This window comes from Providencia sp. PROV175, assembly GCF_032707045.1.
GTDB lineage: Bacteria > Pseudomonadota > Gammaproteobacteria > Enterobacterales > Enterobacteriaceae > Providencia > Providencia hangzhouensis.
Genome location: NZ_CP120534.1, coordinates 43305 through 61636 on the forward strand (window position 1 = coordinate 43305; position 18332 = coordinate 61636).

Annotated in this window: 22 protein-coding genes and 7 pseudogenes; 9 read left to right on the forward strand and 20 right to left on the reverse strand. The window is 55.3% G+C overall.

All coding sequences use genetic code 11. The features are described 5' to 3' along the window. The first annotated feature begins 156 nt into the window (after window positions 1-156). The gene (locus tag P3L44_RS20715; RefSeq protein ID WP_032495674.1) at window positions 157-858 is read left to right on the forward strand and encodes a hypothetical protein; all 702 of its coding nucleotides are present in this window, start codon (window positions 157-159) and stop codon (window positions 856-858) included. On the opposite strand, the gene P3L44_RS20720 is transcribed toward P3L44_RS20715, so the two are convergent. Together P3L44_RS20720 and P3L44_RS20725 are read right to left on the reverse strand one after the other, a co-directional pair. After that, a complete protein-coding gene (locus tag P3L44_RS20720) occupies window positions 831-1160 on the reverse strand; it encodes a hypothetical protein (protein WP_033917513.1) in 330 nt (109 codons plus the stop codon). The genes P3L44_RS20715 and P3L44_RS20720 overlap by 28 nt on opposite strands. A 498-nt stretch (window positions 1161-1658) precedes the next feature. Beyond that, window positions 1659-1889 carry a hypothetical protein gene (locus tag P3L44_RS20725; RefSeq protein ID WP_032495677.1) on the reverse strand — a complete coding sequence of 77 codons (231 nt, stop codon included), beginning with the start codon at window positions 1887-1889 and terminating at the stop codon, window positions 1659-1661. Window positions 1890-1891: 2 nt separating this feature from the next. Here P3L44_RS20725 and P3L44_RS20730 point away from each other — a divergent pair, with 2 nt between their 5' ends. The 3 genes from P3L44_RS20730 (at window position 1892) to P3L44_RS20740 (ending at window position 3670) form a co-directional block, all read left to right on the forward strand. Further along, entirely contained in the window at window positions 1892-2209 is a 318-nt protein-coding gene (locus tag P3L44_RS20730; RefSeq protein ID WP_071211019.1) for a DMT family transporter, read from the forward strand. Beyond that, window positions 2203-3042: a sulfonamide-resistant dihydropteroate synthase Sul1 gene (gene sul1, locus P3L44_RS20735; protein WP_000259031.1), complete on the forward strand. Its 840-nt coding sequence runs from the start codon at window positions 2203-2205 to the stop codon at window positions 3040-3042. Before P3L44_RS20730 ends, sul1 begins: the two co-directional genes overlap by 7 nt. Before the next feature lie 127 nt (window positions 3043-3169). After that, window positions 3170-3670 carry a GNAT family N-acetyltransferase gene (locus P3L44_RS20740; protein WP_000376623.1) on the forward strand — a complete coding sequence of 167 codons (501 nt, stop codon included), beginning with the start codon at window positions 3170-3172 and terminating at the stop codon, window positions 3668-3670. Here P3L44_RS20740 and P3L44_RS20745 read toward each other — a convergent pair. The 11 genes and pseudogenes from P3L44_RS20745 to P3L44_RS20795 all read right to left on the reverse strand — a co-directional run bounded on the left by P3L44_RS20745 (window position 3639) and on the right by P3L44_RS20795 (window position 11376). Beyond that, window positions 3639-4631: a TniB family NTP-binding protein gene (locus P3L44_RS20745; protein ID WP_001381192.1), complete on the reverse strand. Its 993-nt coding sequence runs from the start codon at window positions 4629-4631 to the stop codon at window positions 3639-3641. The two genes, P3L44_RS20740 and P3L44_RS20745, sit on opposite strands and share 32 nt — an antisense overlap. A 2-nt stretch (window positions 4632-4633) precedes the next feature. Continuing rightward, window positions 4634-5068 (reverse strand): annotated as a pseudogene (locus tag P3L44_RS20750) (Mu transposase C-terminal domain-containing protein); the annotation flags it as partial. 53 nt (window positions 5069-5121) lie between these two features. Then, complete coding sequence (locus P3L44_RS20755) at window positions 5122-5826, reverse strand: IS6-like element IS26 family transposase (protein ID WP_001067855.1); 705 nt, start codon at window positions 5824-5826, stop codon at window positions 5122-5124. Between the two features lie 64 nt (window positions 5827-5890). After that, window positions 5891-7141, reverse strand: a pseudogene (locus P3L44_RS20760) (transposase); the annotation flags it as partial. 74 nt (window positions 7142-7215) lie between these two features. Beyond that, window positions 7216-7884, reverse strand: coding sequence for an EAL domain-containing protein (locus P3L44_RS20765; protein ID WP_001300294.1), 669 nt, complete (start codon window positions 7882-7884; stop codon window positions 7216-7218). A gap of 35 nt (window positions 7885-7919) precedes the next feature. Next, window positions 7920-8156, reverse strand: coding sequence for a broad-spectrum mercury transporter MerE (gene merE, locus P3L44_RS20770; protein ID WP_000993386.1), 237 nt, complete (start codon window positions 8154-8156; stop codon window positions 7920-7922). After that, on the reverse strand, window positions 8153-8515 hold the full coding sequence (gene merD / locus P3L44_RS20775; protein ID WP_001277456.1) for a mercury resistance co-regulator MerD: 363 nt from the start codon (window positions 8513-8515) through the stop codon (window positions 8153-8155). Before merD (P3L44_RS20775) ends, merE (P3L44_RS20770) begins: the two co-directional genes overlap by 4 nt. A gap of 17 nt (window positions 8516-8532) precedes the next feature. Then, a complete protein-coding gene (gene merA / locus P3L44_RS20780; RefSeq protein ID WP_000105636.1) occupies window positions 8533-10227 on the reverse strand; it encodes a mercury(II) reductase in 1695 nt (564 codons plus the stop codon). Between the two features lie 51 nt (window positions 10228-10278). Then, entirely contained in the window at window positions 10279-10701 is a 423-nt protein-coding gene (gene merC / locus P3L44_RS20785; protein WP_001340589.1) for an organomercurial transporter MerC, read from the reverse strand. 35 nt (window positions 10702-10736) lie between these two features. Then, the gene (merP, locus tag P3L44_RS20790) at window positions 10737-11012 is read right to left on the reverse strand and encodes a mercury resistance system periplasmic binding protein MerP (protein ID WP_000732292.1); all 276 of its coding nucleotides are present in this window, start codon (window positions 11010-11012) and stop codon (window positions 10737-10739) included. Window positions 11013-11025: 13 nt separating this feature from the next. Then, window positions 11026-11376, reverse strand: a complete 351-nt coding sequence (locus tag P3L44_RS20795) for a mercuric transport protein MerT (RefSeq protein ID WP_001294663.1) — start codon at window positions 11374-11376, stop codon at window positions 11026-11028. Between the two features lie 71 nt (window positions 11377-11447). Between P3L44_RS20795 and merR the strand changes: the two genes are divergently transcribed. Then, on the forward strand, window positions 11448-11882 hold the full coding sequence (merR, locus tag P3L44_RS20800) for an Hg(II)-responsive transcriptional regulator (protein ID WP_000429836.1): 435 nt from the start codon (window positions 11448-11450) through the stop codon (window positions 11880-11882). A gap of 106 nt (window positions 11883-11988) precedes the next feature. On the opposite strand, the gene P3L44_RS20805 is transcribed toward merR, so the two are convergent. Continuing rightward, a protein-coding gene (locus P3L44_RS20805; RefSeq protein WP_095033700.1) for an IS1-like element IS1B family transposase occupies window positions 11989-12686 on the reverse strand; the annotation gives its coding sequence in 2 pieces (ribosomal slippage) (window positions 11989-12437 and window positions 12437-12686; 699 coding nt in all). Between the two features lie 42 nt (window positions 12687-12728). On the opposite strand from P3L44_RS20805, the pseudogene P3L44_RS20810 reads away from it, so the two are divergent. Further along, window positions 12729-13046: pseudogene (locus tag P3L44_RS20810) on the forward strand (tetracyline resistance-associated transcriptional repressor TetC); the annotation flags it as partial. Between the two features lie 112 nt (window positions 13047-13158). Here P3L44_RS20810 and tet(B) read toward each other — a convergent pair. Next, the gene (gene tet(B) / locus P3L44_RS20815; RefSeq protein ID WP_001089072.1) at window positions 13159-14364 is read right to left on the reverse strand and encodes a tetracycline efflux MFS transporter Tet(B); all 1206 of its coding nucleotides are present in this window, start codon (window positions 14362-14364) and stop codon (window positions 13159-13161) included. A gap of 99 nt (window positions 14365-14463) precedes the next feature. Between tet(B) and gltS the strand changes: the two are divergent. Together gltS and P3L44_RS20825 are read left to right on the forward strand one after the other, a co-directional pair. Then, window positions 14464-15171: pseudogene (gltS, locus tag P3L44_RS20820) on the forward strand (sodium/glutamate symporter); the annotation flags it as partial. A gap of 230 nt (window positions 15172-15401) precedes the next feature. Beyond that, window positions 15402-15521: pseudogene (locus tag P3L44_RS20825) on the forward strand (LysR family transcriptional regulator); the annotation flags it as partial. A gap of 15 nt (window positions 15522-15536) precedes the next feature. Here P3L44_RS20825 and P3L44_RS20830 read toward each other — a convergent pair. Beyond that, on the reverse strand, window positions 15537-16745 hold the full coding sequence (locus P3L44_RS20830) for an IS4-like element ISVsa5 family transposase (RefSeq protein WP_001352368.1): 1209 nt from the start codon (window positions 16743-16745) through the stop codon (window positions 15537-15539). 98 nt (window positions 16746-16843) lie between these two features. Between P3L44_RS20830 and P3L44_RS20835 the strand changes: the two are divergent. Continuing rightward, window positions 16844-17209: pseudogene (locus P3L44_RS20835) on the forward strand (DDE-type integrase/transposase/recombinase); the annotation flags it as partial. Window positions 17210-17348: 139 nt separating this feature from the next. Here the strand turns inward: P3L44_RS20835 and P3L44_RS22175 are convergent. From P3L44_RS22175 to merD (P3L44_RS20855), 4 genes and pseudogenes are all read right to left on the reverse strand, one after another. After that, a pseudogene (locus P3L44_RS22175) lies at window positions 17349-17414 on the reverse strand (EAL domain-containing protein); the annotation flags it as partial. A gap of 32 nt (window positions 17415-17446) precedes the next feature. After that, on the reverse strand, window positions 17447-17659 hold the full coding sequence (locus tag P3L44_RS20845; RefSeq protein WP_000993245.1) for a DUF3330 domain-containing protein: 213 nt from the start codon (window positions 17657-17659) through the stop codon (window positions 17447-17449). 65 nt (window positions 17660-17724) lie between these two features. Next, window positions 17725-17961, reverse strand: coding sequence for a broad-spectrum mercury transporter MerE (gene merE, locus P3L44_RS20850; protein WP_001087807.1), 237 nt, complete (start codon window positions 17959-17961; stop codon window positions 17725-17727). Then, window positions 17958-18323 carry a mercury resistance co-regulator MerD gene (merD, locus tag P3L44_RS20855; protein WP_001277466.1) on the reverse strand — a complete coding sequence of 122 codons (366 nt, stop codon included), beginning with the start codon at window positions 18321-18323 and terminating at the stop codon, window positions 17958-17960. The genes merE (P3L44_RS20850) and merD (P3L44_RS20855) overlap by 4 nt, the downstream gene beginning before the upstream one ends. Window positions 18324-18332: the final 9 nt, after the last annotated feature.

Genomic DNA, 18332 nt, shown 5'->3' on the forward strand with positions numbered 1-18332 from the left:
CAGCTTAGATTTATTGAAGGACCGTTAATAGGTAATAACTGGAAAATCTATAACTTAGCTTCTGTTTTGTCAGCTTGCAAAGGACTTTTTGCTTTCTACACTGAAAATACAGAGTACCCGAATCAGGGTGTTGTCTCGTCTTACAGGAGTGTTGAAATGGATGCCAAAGAATTATTGGTCTACATGAAGCAGGCAGAACTGCAAGCTGAGTTAGTCGTTGAGGCTGGTCAGCAACTGGACAGAGCCATCAAACAATTACATGACTGGTCTGAAGACTGGGATTGTCAGCGCCGGGCTTGTGAAGATATGTACGATGCCGTGCATTTAATTCTGATCCATAGCTATCAATTATCCCGGATTTTCTGGCCCGCCAAGTGTTGCGGAGAACTGGGGCTGGATTTGTGTCATAGAGCCATGGCGCTGCGAAGTGAAATCAACCTGCCTGATCTAAACCATCCACTGCGGAATGAGGCGTTATGGCGTCATGCAGATGAGCTGGATCATTCAGTGCGGGATAATACTGCTCTGCGTCGTTATCAAGCGCATCATTTAACCGGTTTTAATCAGGTGATCACCTGGATGGATAATGAAGCCATGTTTTGCTGGCTTGAACCTGCCAGTAAAACCTTTGTGTTTCATGCCGAGGAGTTTGCTTTAGCCCAATTACTGGATGCTGTGCATCAGGTTCAGCAAGATATTCAGAATTTTCTTAACAAGCAGCATCAGTCAAATCTAAAGGTGGCCAAAGCTGGCGTGCATCACTATGAGAAGCAGTGGGGGGCATTTAAAATAAGACAAGACAGATCTTGTCCACAGCTTTGTTGTTATGACTACTTATCTAATTTAATAAATCCGTAGGCAGAAATCTCGCTGAGCTTATGTTCTCTGATCTTTTTTGCGACTTCTGCTTGGTAGTCTTCAATGTACAGGTGCAAAAAATCTTTAAACTCTTCATCCAAAGCACGTCTATCCACAGAGTTACCGAACCGTTGCGCTTCGTATGCAAGCAGGCATAATCTATGCGCCCGGATCTCCATATCAGCGGCCACCTGCTTTTCGATAATGTTTAATGCATCTGACATTCCAATCAACTTCTTGTAGAAAAACAGACTTAACAGTAAAAAGCCAAACGTAATTGCAGACATAACAAAAGTCAGCATTCCTGAAGTTCCTTTCTGTGCTTGACGGCTCCTGATATGGACCATAAAAATATCGCTAAAATTGCTGCGATATTTATAGCTGGTATTCCATATTTGTATATACCACCCAATAGATCAGTGCCAAATATGACTCTGTCTGTGAATCTCGCTACCTGCAGAACAGAGTGCATCAAGATGCTTAAACAAATGAATTGAGTGATTTGTTCAACCGCCCATACGAATTTTCTATGAATAACCCAGATGATACCAAGCGTCAATGTTTGACATATCACCCAACTTGGGTACCAAAGTAAGCGAGCGAGCTCAGGAGATGTTTCAGATATCCCCATCAGCAAAGGAGCAATCCTGTCTTGAGCTAATCCCGATAAAGTGAGTATCAATATGGTTATTCGTGCAGATTTACTGGCCGACCAGACTAAGGACAGCAGTAGAGAACCTATGCACAACACCCATAAGTACTCAGCAAGAGTCGTAATAAATGTCCCCACAAACTACCTCTTATTTTGGTGGTTCATTACCCCAGCCACCACCTAATGTAGTCAGTGTTGGATTTATTGCTTTAGATTCTTGCTGCTCTGCAGCCAGCTTCGCCTTTGCTTCAGCAGATAAGGTGACAGTGTCTGCAGTAGAGGGTGCTGTTGTAGTGGTGGTTTTAGCCTGAGCAGCAGGAGCAACAGTTTGTATTGTTGATGTAGCCGCTGTGCCCGGAGTATTTAAGTTGATTTGCATAACTGTTCCTTACCATTGTCACTAAATCAGAAAACAAATGTACCGAGGGCTTTACTAAGCTTGCCCCTTCCGCCGTTGTCATAATCGGTTATGGCATCGCATTTTATTTTCTTTCTCTGGTTCTGAAATCCATCCCTGTCGGTGTTGCTTATGCAGTCTGGTCGGGACTCGGCGTCGTCATAATTACAGCCATTGCCTGGTTGCTTCATGGGCAAAAGCTTGATGCGTGGGGCTTTGTAGGTATGGGGCTCATAATTGCTGCCTTTTTGCTCGCCCGATCCCCATCGTGGAAGTCGCTGCGGAGGCCGACGCCATGGTGACGGTGTTCGGCATTCTGAATCTCACCGAGGACTCCTTCTTCGATGAGAGCCGGCGGCTAGACCCCGCCGGCGCTGTCACCGCGGCGATCGAAATGCTGCGAGTCGGATCAGACGTCGTGGATGTCGGACCGGCCGCCAGCCATCCGGACGCGAGGCCTGTATCGCCGGCCGATGAGATCAGACGTATTGCGCCGCTCTTAGACGCCCTGTCCGATCAGATGCACCGTGTTTCAATCGACAGCTTCCAACCGGAAACCCAGCGCTATGCGCTCAAGCGCGGCGTGGGCTACCTGAACGATATCCAAGGATTTCCTGACCCTGCGCTCTATCCCGATATTGCTGAGGCGGACTGCAGGCTGGTGGTTATGCACTCAGCGCAGCGGGATGGCATCGCCACCCGCACCGGTCACCTTCGACCCGAAGACGCGCTCGACGAGATTGTGCGGTTCTTCGAGGCGCGGGTTTCCGCCTTGCGACGGAGCGGGGTCGCTGCCGACCGGCTCATCCTCGATCCGGGGATGGGATTTTTCTTGAGCCCCGCACCGGAAACATCGCTGCACGTGCTGTCGAACCTTCAAAAGCTGAAGTCGGCGTTGGGGCTTCCGCTATTGGTCTCGGTGTCGCGGAAATCCTTCTTGGGCGCCACCGTTGGCCTTCCTGTAAAGGATCTGGGTCCAGCGAGCCTTGCGGCGGAACTTCACGCGATCGGCAATGGCGCTGACTACGTCCGCACCCACGCGCCTGGAGATCTGCGAAGCGCAATCACCTTCTCGGAAACCCTCGCGAAATTTCGCAGTCGCGACGCCAGAGACCGAGGGTTAGATCATGCCTAGCATTCACCTTCCGGCCGCCCGCTAGCGGACCCTGGTCAGGTTCCGCGAAGGTGGGCGCAGACATGCTGGGCTCGTCAGGATCAAACTGCACTATGAGGCGGCGGTTCATACCGCGCCAGGGGAGCGAATGGACAGCGAGGAGCCTCCGAACGTTCGGGTCGCCTGCTCGGGTGATATCGACGAGGTTGTGCGGCTGATGCACGACGCTGCGGCGTGGATGTCCGCCAAGGGAACGCCCGCCTGGGACGTCGCGCGGATCGACCGGACATTCGCGGAGACCTTCGTCCTGAGATCCGAGCTCCTAGTCGCGAGTTGCAGCGACGGCATCGTCGGCTGTTGCACCTTGTCGGCCGAGGATCCCGAGTTCTGGCCCGACGCCCTCAAGGGGGAGGCCGCATATCTGCACAAGCTCGCGGTGCGACGGACACATGCGGGCCGGGGTGTCAGCTCCGCGCTGATCGAGGCTTGCCGCCATGCCGCGCGAACGCAGGGGTGCGCCAAGCTGCGGCTCGACTGCCACCCGAACCTGCGTGGCCTATACGAGCGGCTCGGATTCACCCACGTCGACACTTTCAATCCCGGCTGGGATCCAACCTTCATCGCAGAACGCCTAGAACTCGAAATCTAACGTCCGTTCGGGCATCGAGGTCCATGTCGGGGTGGGACGGGCCCGTGGCTTCAAGATCACTTGCAGTCCGACCGCGATGTCTTGGTTGCGCGAGAGGTTGTCGACAGGCCATGCTGAGTGTGCGATGGTTGATCGCTTCCTCGCCGCTCTCCACGGCGACGATGGCCGCCGCCATCAGCAAGTGCGCCAGTTCCCCTATGGTGCCCTCGCTGCGTGTGAGCAGGTAGCGAGCCATGTCCAGCGTGGCAATTGGGGAAGGCCGGCGCAGCGGGAGCGAAGCGGCGAAGCTGGCCAGCAGTGAGCAGCAATCGTCGTTGGCCTCCCATACCGGCAGCATCATCGGCTCGAAGCGATTTTCCAACTGGTCATCGGAGCGGATGGCTAGGTAGGCGTCGCGCGTGCCTACCCCAACCAACGGGATGCGCAGTTCGTTGCCGAGGAAGCGCAGCAGGTTGAGGAATTCCCGGCGGTTGACGCTGTTGCCGGCCAGCACGTTGTGCAGCTCGTCGATCACCAGCATGCGCACGCCGACCTTGCGCAGCAGTGCCAGAGCCAGTTGCTCCATTTCCGGCAACCGTGGGCGTGGGCGCAGCGGCGCGCCCATCGCGGCGAGCAGCGCGACGTAGAAGCGGATCACGGACGGCTCGGACGGCATCTGCACGACCAACACCGGGATGTGCTCCTGGTCGGCGTCGGAGCTGGCCGGGTGGGTGCGGCGGAACTTCTCGACGATCATCGACTTGCCATTGTTGGTCGGGCCAACCAGCAGCAGGTTGGGCATGCGTTGCTTGTTTGGCCACGCATAAAGGGCTTCCAGCCGGTTCAGCGCCTCGACTGCGCGCGGATAGCCGATCCAGCGGTCGGCGCGAAGGCGCTGGATGCGCTCGTCCGCCGGAAGACGGGCCAAGCCCTGGGCCGCCGGCAGCAGGTGGGACAGGTCGATGATGGGATATTCGTCCACGGCTACCACTCCTCAATCTGGTCGAACGGTTTGGCGGGTGGCAAGTTGTCTGCCTGCGGGTCGGCAATATCCGTATCCGGCGGAACGGGCTTGTCCGGCCGAGCTGATGTCTTGAGGTGCTGGCGGCGATCCGCGTCACGCCGCGCCTTGCGTGTGGCCTTCTGCGCGCTGGTCACAATCTCACGCATCTGGCCGATCATGCGGAACAGCGCCGACTCATCCACCTGTTCGCGCCCTTGCTGCCGCAGTTTCGCCAGCGCCTGCCGTTGTTCCCAGAGGGTGACAGCCGGATGCGACAAGGTACGGTAGGGAATTTCCAGGTAATGCTGTCCCTCCGGTTCCAGGACCCAGATACGGCTGATGTCGCGCGGATCGCGCCGGATCAGAAAGGACGGCCAGCGTTCACGCCGCGCAATCCACGGCTTGAGCGCATCGGCGGGCACTGTTGCAAAGTTAGCGATGAGGCAGCCTTTTGTCTTATTCAAAGGCCTTACATTTCAAAAACTCTGCTTACCAGGCGCATTTCGCCCAGGGGATCACCATAATAAAATGCTGAGGCCTGGCCTTTGCGTAGTGCACGCATCACCTCAATACCTTTGATGGTGGCGTAAGCCGTCTTCATGGATTTAAATCCCAGCGTGGCGCCGATTATCCGTTTCAGTTTGCCATGATCGCATTCAATCACGTTGTTCCGGTACTTAATCTGTCGGTGTTCAACGTCAGACGGGCACCGGCCTTCGCGTTTGAGCAGAGCAAGCGCGCGACCATAGGCGGGCGCTTTATCCGTGTTGATGAATCGCGGGATCTGCCACTTCTTCACGTTGTTGAGGATTTTACCCAGAAACCGGTATGCAGCTTTGCTGTTACGACGGGAGGAGAGATAAAAATCGACAGTGCGGCCCCGGCTGTCGACGGCCCGGTACAGATACGCCCAGCGGCCATTGACCTTCACGTAGGTTTCATCCATGTGCCACGGGCAAAGATCGGAAGGGTTACGCCAGTACCAGCGCAGCCGTTTTTCCATTTCAGGCGCATAACGCTGAACCCAGCGGTAAATCGTGGAGTGATCGACATTCACTCCGCGTTCAGCCAGCATCTCCTGCAGCTCACGGTAACTGATGCCGTATTTGCAGTACCAGCGTACGGCCCACAGAATGATGTCACGCTGAAAATGCCGGCCTTTGAATGGGTTCATGTGCAGCTCCATCAGCAAAAGGGGATGATAAGTTTATCACCACCGACTATTTGCAACAGTGCCCATCGGCGTAGTAGTGGATGTGGTCGATGACAAAGCCGGTGCGGGTCAGCGTGCGCCGGAGGATCGGCAGAAAATCGACCAGGAACGAAGTAGCGCGTGTGACGACGGCCGGTACGCCGACACGCGCCACGGCCTCGGCCCAGCGCGCGGCCGGCGGTTGGAGCAGGCCGTTGTGCACCGAACCGTGGTAGGTGCCGACCGCCAATGTGAGCCAGCGCTCTAGCTCGCGCAGCGTCAGGGCGGCCTTGTTTTCGGAATCGTAGTCGCCGCGCTGGTCAGGGTTGGAGAAGGTCGTTCCCGGCAGTTCGTCGTGAATCATCTGCATCGCCGTGCCGATGATCCGTTCCACGATGCCGCCATAGTGCGGCTGTCCCAGCGGGCGATAGTCCAGCCGGATGCCATGCTGCTCGCAACCCCGGCGCAGGGCCTCGCTCTTGAACTCGGCCGCGTTGTCTAGGTAGAGCAGCAAGGGCTTGCCGCTCATCTGCCAATCCATTTCCACGTTCAGTCCTTCCAGCCAAGGGCGCTTGTCGCAGGCGACATGCACGAGGCACAGGCCAACCGAAACGGCAGACGGCGCTTCCAGCGTGACGACCATGCCGAGCACGCAGCGGGTGAACACGTCGATGGCGAGGGTCAGGTACGGGCGGCCAATAGGTTGCCGGTCGCGGTCATCGACCACGATCAGGTCGATGACCGTATGGTCTATCTGCACCTGCTCCAGCGGCGCGGTCACGGCAGGAGGCTCGCCGCCCACACCTTGTAGGTCACGAGCGGCATCCTGGCCTTCCCGCCGGCGGATGACCTTGCGCGGGTCAAGGCTAGCGATCCGTAAGGCCACGGTATTGCGCGCCGGCACTCGCAGTTTTTGAGCCTTGCACACCTGAGTGACTTCGCGGTGAAAGGCCGCTAGGCTGCGCTTCTGCTTGGTCAGGAACCGCTTTTGCAGTAGCTCGTGGATGACGCGCTCGACCGGTTCCGGCAAGCGCCCCTTACCTTTACCTCCACCGGACTGGCCGGGCACCAGATCCGTCACGAGGCCGCTGCCTTGCCGGGCACGCCGGATCAGAACGTATACCTGGCGCCGAGACAAGCCCAGCGCCTGAGCCGCCATATCGGCCGCTTCGTGCCCGACCGTCTCCGACTGCGCCAACGGACTGATGATCTCCGCACGACGGCGCGCACGCTCCCAAGCCTCATCAGGCAGAGTGGCCACGCCTTGTTCTGGAATCCGTGGGGTGTCCGTCGCCATGCTCACCTCGCTTTGGTGCACACGAGTATTGAGCATAGTCGAGATTGGTGCAGATCACTTCTGATATTGAACTGTCAGGAGCTGGCTGCACAACAGCCATTACGCCCAATCAACTGGTGCAGTCGTCTTCTGAAAATGACATCCATGCCCAGCCCGTGCGCGAGCTGGATCACCGCCCGCACGATAGTTTGGTCACGGGCATCATCCGGGAGCCTGGCGACAAAGGATTGGTCGATTTTCAATGTGGTGATGGGGCAGCATTTCAGATGTTGCAGGCAGGAATAGCCGGTGCCGAAGTCGTCGGCGGCGAAGCGCACGCCGATGGCGCGCAAGGCGTCGAAACTGGCGAACAGGGCTGGATTGCCGAATGCGACCGATTCGGTCAGTTCGATCTCCAGAAGCTCGGCGGGCAGGGCCATATCGGCCAGCACCCGCTTTACCTCGTCGTCGAACGTTGGCCCAACCTGGCTGGCGGACACATTGATGGCAAGACGGAACGGTTGCCATGCCGGTCCTTGCCACTTGTGCATCTGGCGACAGGCCTCGCCCAGCACCCACGCGCCTATTTCCGGCATCAGGCCGAACGACTCGGCCAGCGGCAGGAACTGGCCGGGCGGCAACAGGCCAAGCCTCGGATGCCGCCAGCGCATCAACGCTTCCGCGCCAGCGATCCGGTGATCGCGCAGATCGACCAGCGGCTGGTAATGCAGGTCAAGCTGTCCGCGCGCCGCCGCCTGCGCCAACTCGGCCGCCGTCCATCCGGCGGGCTGCGAACTCGTCATGATCCGCCCCGGAAGGCGCGCAGCAGCCGCGTTACGGCCAGAACGAACAAGCCGGTCAGCGCGAGCGCGGCAACACCCCAATGCTCGCCAAGGAAGGCACCGGCGGTCGTCCCGGCCAGCACGGCGGCGAGAATCGGCAGATGGCAGGGGCAGGTCAACACGGCCAGCGCACCCCACAGGTAGCCGGAAACGGGTTGGCGCGTCTCGGGCGGCAGTTTGTCAGGGGCGTTCACGGCAATGCCTCCTCGTGCGCCCGCTCGGCTGGCATGGAGGCCAGTTGCGCGTCCAGATGGGCCAACGCCGCGCGCCGCCGCTCGACCAACTGGCGCAGCACGGCAAGCTGCGCTGCGGCTTGTGCGCCGTCCGCTGCGTCGAGCGCACGGCACAGCCGCGCCAGGGCATCCAGGCCGATACCCGCCTCGAAGGCCGCGCGCACGAAGCACAGCCGTTGCAAGGCCGCATCGTCGAACACGCCGTAGCCGCCCGTGGTGCAGGCCACCGGCCGTAACAAGCCGCGCACCAGGTAGTCGCGCACGATATGTACGCTCACCCCAGCGTTATGGGCCAGTTGCGATACCGTGTAGGCGCTCATCGCACACCTCCTTGTCCTCACCCGGCGCAGCAGGAAAGCTGCTTCACATCCTTGTTGAAGGTCTGCGCCGCGAGCTTCAACCCTTCGACCATCGTCAGGTAGGGGAACAACTGGTCGGCCAGTTCCTGCACCGTCATCCGGTTGCGAATCGCCAGTGCGGCCGTCTGGATCAGTTCGCCCGCTTCCGGGGCCACTGCCTGCACGCCGATCAGTCGTCCGCTGCCTTCTTCAACCACCAGTTTGATGAAGCCGCGCGTGTCGAAGTTGGCGAGCGCGCGCGGCACGTTGTCCAGCGTTAGCGTGCGACTATCAGTTTTGATGCCGTCATGGTGCGCTTCCGCCTCGCTGTAGCCTACGGTCGCCACTTGCGGGTCGGTGAACACCACGGCCGGCATCGCGGTCAGGTTCAGGGCCGCGTCACCGCCGGTCATGTTGATCGCGGCGCGAGTGCCGGCCGCTGCCGCCACATAGACGAACTGCGGCTGGTCGGTGCAGTCGCCTGCGGCGTAGATGTGTTCCACGCTTGTACGCATGCCGGGGTCGATGACGATAGCGCCTTGCGGGGTGAGCGTGACGCCCGTCGCATCCAGTGCCAGCTTGCGTGTGTTGGGCGCGCGGCCGGTGGCGACCAGCAGCTTGTCGGCGCGCAGTTCGCCGTGCGCCGTGGTGAGCACGAATTCGCCGTCCCCTTCACCATTGATATACGCGACCTGGCTGGCCTGGGTGTGTTCCCTCACCTCGATGCCCTCCATGCGGAATGCGGCCGTGACGGCTTCGCCTATAGCTGGGTCTTCGCGGAAGAACAGCGTGCTGCGAGCCAGGATCGTCACCTTCGCTCCGAGTCGGGCGAACGCCTGCGCCAGCTCCAGCGCCACCACTGATGAGCCAATCACGGCCAGGCGCTTAGGAATCGTCTCGCTGACCAGCGCTTCAGTGGAAGTCCAGTACGGAGTGTCTTTCAGGCCGGGAATCGGCGGCACGGCCGGGCTCGCGCCGGTGGCGATCAGGCAGCGGTCGAATGCCACCACGCGCTCGCCGCCGTCGTTGAGTTGCACGATCAGGTTGCGATTGTCCTTAAAGCGGGCGGAGCCGTGCAGCACAGTGATCGCCGGATTGCCCTCCAAGATGCCTTCGTACTTGGCGTGGCGCAGTTCATCGACGCGGGCCTGCTGCTGGGCCAGCAGCGCCGTGCGCTGGATGGTCGGCGTGGTAGCGGCGATGCCGCCATCGAACGGGCTTTCCCGGCGCAGATGGGCGATATGGGCGGCGCGGATCATGATCTTGGACGGCACACAACCGACATTGACGCAGGTGCCGCCGATGGTGCCGCGCTCGATCAGCGTGACACGTGCGCCTTGCTCGACGGCCTTCAGCGCCGCTGCCATCGCGGCCCCGCCGCTGCCGATGACGGCGATATGCAATGCGCCGCTGCTACCCGTCTTGTCGTTTCTGCCCAGCAGATCGCGCATCTTGTCGAGCAATCCGCCCGGCGTCGAAACTGAGGGGGCATCGGCCAGCGTGGCCCGATAACCGAGTCCAGCTACAGCGGCCGTCAGCGCGTCGGGTGACGTGCCGACCTCAATGGCGAGCTTGGCGCTGCCCTTGGCGTAGGAGACATCCGCTGATTGCACGCCGGGCACTTTCTCCAGGGCGTCCTTGACATGCACTGCGCACGAGTCGCAAGTCATGCCGGTGATTTTGAGAGTGCTCATACCATCGTTCCTTATTCGTGTGGGCCGCCGTGTCGCACGGTCAGCCGTCTTTCACAAGCGCTTGGCGGGGAGTTCGCAGCCGTCCGGTCCGCAACGGCGATGCGCCGGCGACACGAAGTCCCAGATCGACACCCCAATCATCAAGGCCAGGCCGACGTACATCAGGTTCGCCGTCCACCAGTTGCCGAGCAGCCAGACCGTGGCCGCAAACACGATGGCCGGGCCGATCATGCCGAGCAGACTGCGCAGCCATTGCCGATGACTGAACCAACCCAGCGCGTTCGCCAGGAAGGCCAGCGCGGCAAACAGCGGCAGCAGGCGGCTGATGAACAGTCCCTCGTACTGGCTCAAGAAGCCCAGCCCGATGGCCGCGCCGAAGCTGGCGAGGGCTGGAAAGCAGGCGGCGCAGCCCATCGCGGAAACGACGCTGCCGAGCGCGCCGGTTTTATCGGCAATGCGTGTCATCAGTCCCATGAAGCGGCTCTCGCTGTTGTCGTTGGCTTGCTGGCTCACTGCTTGACGCTGGACGGATAGCCGGCGTCTGCGGTGGCCTTGGTCAGCTTCTGTACGCTGGCCTTGGTGTCGTCAAAAGTGACGACGGCCTCGCGCTTCTCGAAGCCCACATCGACCTTGCTCACGCCTTCGACCTTGGAGAGCGCTTTCTTGACTGTGATCGGGCAGGCGGCGCAAGTCATGCCGGGAACCGCTAGCGTGACGGTCTGGGTAGCGGCCCACACCGGGGCAACAGCGGCGGCGAGGGCAAGGGAGGCAAACAGTTTCTTCATGATGAACTCCTGGTTAATAGAAAAATGGAACGACATAGGGAAATCCAAGCGCGACCAGGACCAGCACGGCCACGATCCAGAAAATCAGCTTGTAGGTGGCGCGCACCTGCGGAATCGCGCAGACCTCACCTGGCTTGCATGCCTGCACGGGCCGGTAAATCCGCTTCCAGGCGAAGAACAGCGCCACTAGCGCCGCGCCGATGAACAACGGTCGATAGGGTTCCAGCACCGTCAGGTTGCCGATCCAAGCACCGGAGAAGCCCAGGGCGACCAGTACTAGCGGCCCCAGGCAGCAGGTCGATGCAAGAATGGCGGCCAGCCCGCCGGCGAAGAGCGCACCGCGCCCGTTTTGTGGTTCAGACATACGTTGGCCCTTTTGAATTTGGATTGGATAGCGTAACCTTACTTCCGTACTCATGTACGGAGTCAAGCGATATGGAAAATAATTTGGAAAACCTGACCATTGGCGTTTTTGCCAAGGCGGCCGGGGTCAACGTGGAGACAATCCGCTTCTATCAGCGCAAGGGCCTGTTGCGGGAACCGGACAAGCCTTACGGCAGCATCCGCCGCTATGGGGAGGCGGACGTGGTTCGGGTGAAATTCGTGAAATCGGCACAGCGGCTGGGGTTCAGTCTGGACGAGATTGCCGAGCTGTTGCGGCTCGACGATGGCACCCACTGCGAGGAGGCCAGCAGCCTGGCCGAACACAAGCTCAAGGACGTGCGCGAGAAGATGGCCGACTTGGCGCGCATGGAAACCGTGCTGTCTGAACTCGTGTGCGCCTGCCATGCACGAAAGGGGAATGTTTCCTGCCCGTTGATCGCGTCACTACAGGGCGAAGCAGGCCTGGCAAGGTCAGCTATGCCTTAGCGTGCTTTATTTTCCGTTTTCTGAGGTGCCCCCTAATAGTGTTCTTCCATTTCGGTAAAAATCCCTACCATGGATTCCCACTCGTCCGGGGGGTAATGACTCCAACTTATTGATAGTGTTTTATGTTCAGATAATGCCCGATGACTTTGTCATGCAGCTCCACCGATTTTGAGAACGACAGCGACTTCCGTCCCAGCCGTGCCAGGTGCTGCCTCAGATTCAGGTTATGCCGCTCAATTCGCTGCGTATATCGCTTGCTGATTACGTGCAGCTTTCCCTTCAGGCGGGATTCATACAGCGGCCAGCCATCCGTCATCCATATCACCACGTCAAAGGGTGACAGCAGGCTCATAAGACGCCCCAGCGTCGCCATAGTGCGTTCACCGAATACGTGCGCAACAACCGTCTTCCGGAGCCTGTCATACGCGTAAAACAGCCAGCGCTGGCGCGATTTAGCCCCGACGTATCCCCACTGTTCGTCCATTTCCGCGCAGACGATGACGTCACTGCCCGGCTGTATGCGCGAGGTTACCGACTGCGGCCTGAGTTTTTTAAATGGCGGAAAATCGTGTTGAGGCCAACGCCCATAATGCGGGCGGTTGCCCGGCATCCAACGCCATTCATGGCCATATCAATGATTTTCTGGTGCGTACCGGGTTGAGAAGCGGTGTAAGTGAACTGCAGTTGCCATGTTTTACGGCAGTGAGAGCAGAGATAGCGCTGATGTCCGGCGGTGCTTTTGCCGTTACGCACCACCCCGTCAGTAGCTGAACAGGAGGGACAGCTGATAGAAACAGAAGCCACTGGAGCACCTCAAAAACACCATCATACACTAAATCAGTAAGTTGGCAGCATCACCTTGATTATATTATTGATAATAATAAAAACCTTATCCCTATCCAAGAAGTGATGCCTATCATTGGTTGGAATGAACTTGAAAAAATTAGCCTTGAATACATTACTGGTAAGGTAAACGCCATTGTCAGCAAATTGATCCAAGAGAAACAACTTAAAGCTTATGATGATGATGTGCTTAAAAACTTACTCAATGGCTGGTTTATGCATATCGCAATACATGCGAAAAACCTAAAAGAGCTTGCCGATAAAAAAGGCCAATTTATTGCTATTTACCGCGGCTTTTTATTGAGCTTGAAAGATAAATAAAATAGATAGGTTTTATTTGAAGCTAAATCTTCTTTATCGTAAAAAATGCCCTCTTGGGTTATCAAGAGGGTCATTATATTTCGCGGAATAACATCATTTGGTGACGAAATAACTAAGCACTTGTCTCCTGTTTACTCCCCTGAGCTTGAGGGGTTAACATGAAGGTCATCGATAGCAGGATAATAATACAGTAAAACGCTAAACCAATAATCCAAATCCAGCCATCCCAAATTGGTAGTGAATGATTATAAATAACAGCAAACAGTAATGGGCCAATAACACCGGTTGCATTGGTAAGGCTCACCAATAATCCCTGTAAAGCACCTTGCTGATGACTCTTTGTTTGGATAGACATCACTCCCTGTAATGCAGGTAAAGCGATCCCACCACCAGCCAATAAAATTAAAACAGGGAAAACTAACCAACCTTCAGATATAAACGCTAAAAAGGCAAATGCACTACTATCTGCAATAAATCCGAGCAGTACTGCCGTTTTTTCGCCCCATTTAGTGGCTATTCTTCCTGCCACAAAGGCTTGGAATACTGAGTGTAAAAGACCAAGACCCGCTAATGAAAAGCCAACCATCATGCTATTCCATCCAAAACGATTTTCGGTAAATAGCACCCACACCGTTGCGGGAATTTGGCCTATCAATTGCGCTGAAAAATAAATAATCAACAAAATGGGCATCGTTTTAAATAAAGTGATGTATACCGAATTCGATTGCGTCTCAACCCCTACTTCGGTATCTGTATTATCACGTGTATTTTTGGTTTCACGGAACCAAAACATAACCACAAGGAAAGTGACAATATTTAGCAACGCAGCGATAAAAAAGGGACTATGCGGTGAAATCTCTCCTGCAAAACCACCAATAATAGGCCCCGCTATTAAACCAAGCCCAAAACTTGCCCCTAACCAACCGAACCACTTCACGCGTTGAGAAGCTGAGGTGGTATCGGCAATGACCGATGCCGCGACAGCCCCAGTAGCTCCTGTGATCCCTGAAAGCAAACGGCCTAAATACAGCATCCAAAGCGCACTTGAAAAAGCCAGCAATAAGTAATCCAGCGATGCGCCTATTAATGACAACAACAGCACTGGGCGCCGACCAAATCGGTCAGACATTTTTCCAAGCCAAGGAGCAAAGATAACCTGCATTAACGCATAAAGTGCAAGCAATACGCCAAAGTGGTTAGCGATATCTTCCGAAGCAATAAATTCACGTAATAACGTTGGCAAGACTGGCATGATAAGGCCAATCCCCATGGCATCGAGTAACGTAATTACCAATGCGATCTTTGTCGAACTATTCATTTCACTTTTCTCTATCACTGATAGGGAGTGGTAAAATAACTCTATCAATGATAGAGTGTCAACAAAAATTAGGAATTAATGATGTCTAGATTAGATAAAAGATTAGTGTTGGGTGGTTTAGTTGGCGGCCCTGTTGCCCGTCATCTTTTGAAAAAGGTCTCTATTCCTAAAACAACCGAGCAAGAGCGCGACACTATCGTTGAAGCTTTTGAGCAACCAAGCGTCAAAAGAAAAATCAATGCAAATAACGTTATTGAAACCATTTCAATGCTGATTATCTGTATTGTTGTTGGTGGCTATATCAGTGCATTGTTTAAAGATACTTTTCTGCAACTGCCTACTTTTGTCTGGTGTTTATTTGTCGGTATTATTATCCGTAATACACTGACTCATGTATTTAAACACGAAGTGTTTGAGCCGACCGTCGATGTATTAGGTAGCGTTGCTTTATCGCTTTTCTTGGCAATGGCGTTAATGTCATTAAAATTTGGTCAATTGGCAAGCATGGCAGGGCCAGTATTAATTATCATTGCTGTACAAACTGTTGTCATGGTGCTATTTGCCTGCTTTGTCACCTTCAAAATGATGGGCAAAGATTATGATGCTGTCGTGATCAGCGCGGGTCACTGTGGCTTTGGTATGGGAGCAACACCAACAGCAATTGCGAATATGCAAACAGTCACAAAAGCATTTGGACCATCACATAAAGCTTTCCTTGTCGTTCCTATGGTCGGTGCCTTTATTGTTGATATTTCAAACAGTATCTTAATTAAAATATTTATTGAAATTGGTACATACTTTACCTAATAGCTACACACTACTCGGCGTACTTCTCCTAACAATTTATTATAGGGCAGTATGCCGAGCCGCTTTCTTACCCCGTATATTCCCCTAGTCAATCTATTTAGCTTGCACGTTTACGAATTAATTCTCGTGACAACTAAACCAAAATTTGAATTATGACGAGTATATCTGATTATTTATACTTTATTCGTTAGAATAGTCCGTAGAAATAAATAATCAGTAGGCTACATGGAATGAAATTAAGACATCTCGATATCTTTTATGCTGTAATGACTTGTGGTTCCTTAACGCGTGCGGCTGAAGTTTTACATATTTCTCAACCCGCGGCGAGTAAAGCACTCAAACATGCTGAGCACTGAGAGATCCCCTCATAATTTCCCCAAAACGTAACCATGTGTGAATAGATTTTGAGTAAGCAGGGTTGCAGCCACGAGTGAGTCTTCCCTTGTTATTGTGTAGCCAGAATGCCGCAAAACTTCCATGCCTAAGCGAACTGTTGAGAGTACGTTTCGATTTCTGACTGTGTTAGCCTGGAAGTGCTTGTCCCAACCTTGTTTCTGAGCATGAACGCCCGCAAGCCAACATGTTAGTTGAAGCATCAGGGCGATTAGCAGCATGATATCAAAACGCTCTGAGCTGCTCGTTCGGCTATGGCGTAGGCCTAGTCCGTAGGCAGGACTTTTCAAGTCTCGGAAGGTTTCTTCAATCTGCATTCGCTTCGAATAGATATTAACAAGTTGTTTGGGTGTTCGAATTTCAACAGGTAAGTTAGTTGCTAGAATCCATGGCTCCTTTGCCGACGCTGAGTAGATTTTAGGTGACGGGTGGTGACAATGAGTCCGTGTCGAGCGCTGATTTTTTCGGCCTTTAGAGCGAGATTTATACAATAGAATTTGGCATGAGATTGGATTGCTTTTAGTCAGCCTCTTATAGCCTAAAGTCTTTGAGTGACTAGATGACATATCATGTAAGTTGCTGATAGGTTTCCAGTTTTCCGCTCCTAGGTCTGCATATTGTACTTTTCCTCTTACTCGACTTAACCAGTACCAACCCAGCTTCTCAACGGATTTATACCATGGCACTTTAAAGCCAGCATCACTGACAATGAGCGGTGTGGTGTTACTCGGTAGAATGCTCGCAAGGTCGGCTAGAAATTGGTCATGAGCTTTCTTTGAACATTGCTCTGAAAGCGGGAACGCTTTCTCATAAAGAGTAACAGAACGACCGTGTAGTGCGACTGAAGCTCGCAATACCATAAGCCGTTTTTGCTCACGGATATCAGACCAGTCAACAAGTACAATGGGCATCGTATTGCCCGAACAGATAAAGCTAGCATGCCAACGGTATACAGCGAGTCGCTCTTTGTGGAGGTGACGATTACCTAACAATCGGTCGATTCGTTTGATGTTATGTTTTGTTCTCGCTTTGGTTGGCAGGTTACGGCCAAGTTCGGTAAGAGTGAGAGTTTTACAGTCAAGTAAGGCGTGGCAAGCCAACGTTAAGCTGTTGAGTCGTTTTAAGTGTAATTCGGGGCAGAATTGGTAAAGAGAGTCGTGTAAAATATCGAGTTCGCACATTTTGTTGTCTGATTATTGATTTTTGGCGAAACCATTTGATCATATGACAAGATGTGTATCTACCTTAACTTAATGATTTTGATAAAAATCATTAGGGGATTCATCAGGACAAAGCGCCGAGCTATGGTGCAGCGATCACCGAATTGAAGCGCGAAGGAAAGCTGGACCGGGAGACGGCCCACCGGCAGGTGAAGTATCTCAATAACGTGATCGAGGCCGATCACGGAAAGCTCAAGATACTGATCAAGCCGGTGCGCGGTTTCAAATCGATCCCCACGGCCTATGCCACGATCAAGGGATTCGAAGTCATGCGAGCCCTGCGCAAAGGACAGGCTCGCCCCTGGTGCCTGCAGCCCGGCATCAGGGGCGAGGTGCGCCTTGTGGAGAGAGCTTTTGGCATTGGGCCCTCGGCGCTGACGGAGGCCATGGGCATGCTCAACCACCATTTCGCAGCAGCCGCCTGATCGGCGCAGAGCGACAGCCTACCTCTGACTGCCGCCAATCTTTGCAACAGAGCCTCCGTCGCCATGCTCACCTCGCTTTGGTGCACACGAGTATTGAGCATAGTCGAGATTGGTGCAGATCACTTCTGATATTGAACTGTCAGGAGCTGGCTGCACAACAGCCATTACGCCCAATCAACTGGTGCAGTCGTCTTCTGAAAATGACACATGGCATCTGACATCAAGTTAGGGTATGCCTCAATCTGACGGCTGCGAACCGCCAGGGACAGGCGCAATGTCAGATTCTGTCGCGGCCTTGGCGCGTGCCTGGAAGCGTTCATAGCAATCCAGCCCGCAGAAATGTTCGACGTATTCCGCGCCTTCCGGGGTGAAGGCGGCATCGAGCGGAATTTCTTTGCAGCATACGCAGCAGGTGGTGCAACTGGCAGTGTTCGGGGCGTTTGCGTTCATGGTGGTACTCCTCCAGATTGGTAGCGAAGCTCAAAGCTGCCCACTCTCGGCTGGCTGGGAAGCGGTCATGATCTTCCCTTGAAGGCCCGCAGCAGCCGCGTCACAGACAGGACAAACAAGCCGGTCAGCGTGAGGGCTGCAATACCCCAGTGCTCCCCGATGAACGCGCCGGCCGTCGTGCCGGCTAGCACAATGGCGAGAATCGGCAAATGGCAGGGACAGGTGAGCACGGCCAGCGCGCCCCACAAGTAGCCGGTGATCGGTTTGTGCGTCTCAGACGGCAAGTGCTCTGGGCTGTTCATGGCAGACTCTCCGCGTGCTGTGCCGGTTCGGTTGGCATGGCGGCCAGTTGCATTTCGAGGCTGGCCAGGGCCTCGCGCCGACGCTCGACGAGTTGCCGCAACACGGCAAGCTGCGCAGACGCACCGTCACCGTCCGCAGCATCCAGCGCCCGGCACAGCCGCGCCAGTGCGTCCAGGCCGATACCCGCTTCGAAGGCAGCCCGTACAAAGCGCAGCCGTTGCAACGCGGTGTCATCGAACAAGCCGTAGCCGCCCGTGGTGTACGCGACCGGCCGTAGCAATCCGCGCAGCAGGTAGTCGCGCACGATATGCACGCTCACCCCGGCATCAAGGGCCAGCCGGGACACTGTGTAGGCGCTCATTGAACACCT

Coding starts and splice junctions, on each gene's coding strand:
- P3L44_RS20715 (WP_032495674.1), top strand. CDS start 157: ATGGATGCCAAAGAATTATTGGTCTACATGAAGCAGGCAGAACTGCAA.
- P3L44_RS20720 (WP_033917513.1), bottom strand. CDS start 1,160: ATGCTGACTTTTGTTATGTCTGCAATTACGTTTGGCTTTTTACTGTTA.
- P3L44_RS20725 (WP_032495677.1), bottom strand. CDS start 1,889: ATGCAAATCAACTTAAATACTCCGGGCACAGCGGCTACATCAACAATA.
- sul1 (WP_000259031.1), top strand. CDS start 2,203: ATGGTGACGGTGTTCGGCATTCTGAATCTCACCGAGGACTCCTTCTTC.
- P3L44_RS20740 (WP_000376623.1), top strand. CDS start 3,170: ATGGACAGCGAGGAGCCTCCGAACGTTCGGGTCGCCTGCTCGGGTGAT.
- P3L44_RS20755 (WP_001067855.1), bottom strand. CDS start 5,826: ATGAACCCATTCAAAGGCCGGCATTTTCAGCGTGACATCATTCTGTGG.
- merD (WP_001277456.1), bottom strand. CDS start 8,515: ATGAGCGCCTACACGGTATCGCAACTGGCCCATAACGCTGGGGTGAGC.
- merA (WP_000105636.1), bottom strand. CDS start 10,227: ATGAGCACTCTCAAAATCACCGGCATGACTTGCGACTCGTGCGCAGTG.
- merC (WP_001340589.1), bottom strand. CDS start 10,701: ATGGGACTGATGACACGCATTGCCGATAAAACCGGCGCGCTCGGCAGC.
- merP (WP_000732292.1), bottom strand. CDS start 11,012: ATGAAGAAACTGTTTGCCTCCCTTGCCCTCGCCGCCGCTGTTGCCCCG.
- P3L44_RS20795 (WP_001294663.1), bottom strand. CDS start 11,376: ATGTCTGAACCACAAAACGGGCGCGGTGCGCTCTTCGCCGGCGGGCTG.
- merR (WP_000429836.1), top strand. CDS start 11,448: ATGGAAAATAATTTGGAAAACCTGACCATTGGCGTTTTTGCCAAGGCG.
- P3L44_RS20830 (WP_001352368.1), bottom strand. CDS start 16,745: ATGTGCGAACTCGATATTTTACACGACTCTCTTTACCAATTCTGCCCC.
- P3L44_RS20845 (WP_000993245.1), bottom strand. CDS start 17,659: ATGAACGCAAACGCCCCGAACACTGCCAGTTGCACCACCTGCTGCGTA.
- merE (WP_001087807.1), bottom strand. CDS start 17,961: ATGAACAGCCCAGAGCACTTGCCGTCTGAGACGCACAAACCGATCACC.
- merD (WP_001277466.1), bottom strand. CDS start 18,323: ATGAGCGCCTACACAGTGTCCCGGCTGGCCCTTGATGCCGGGGTGAGC.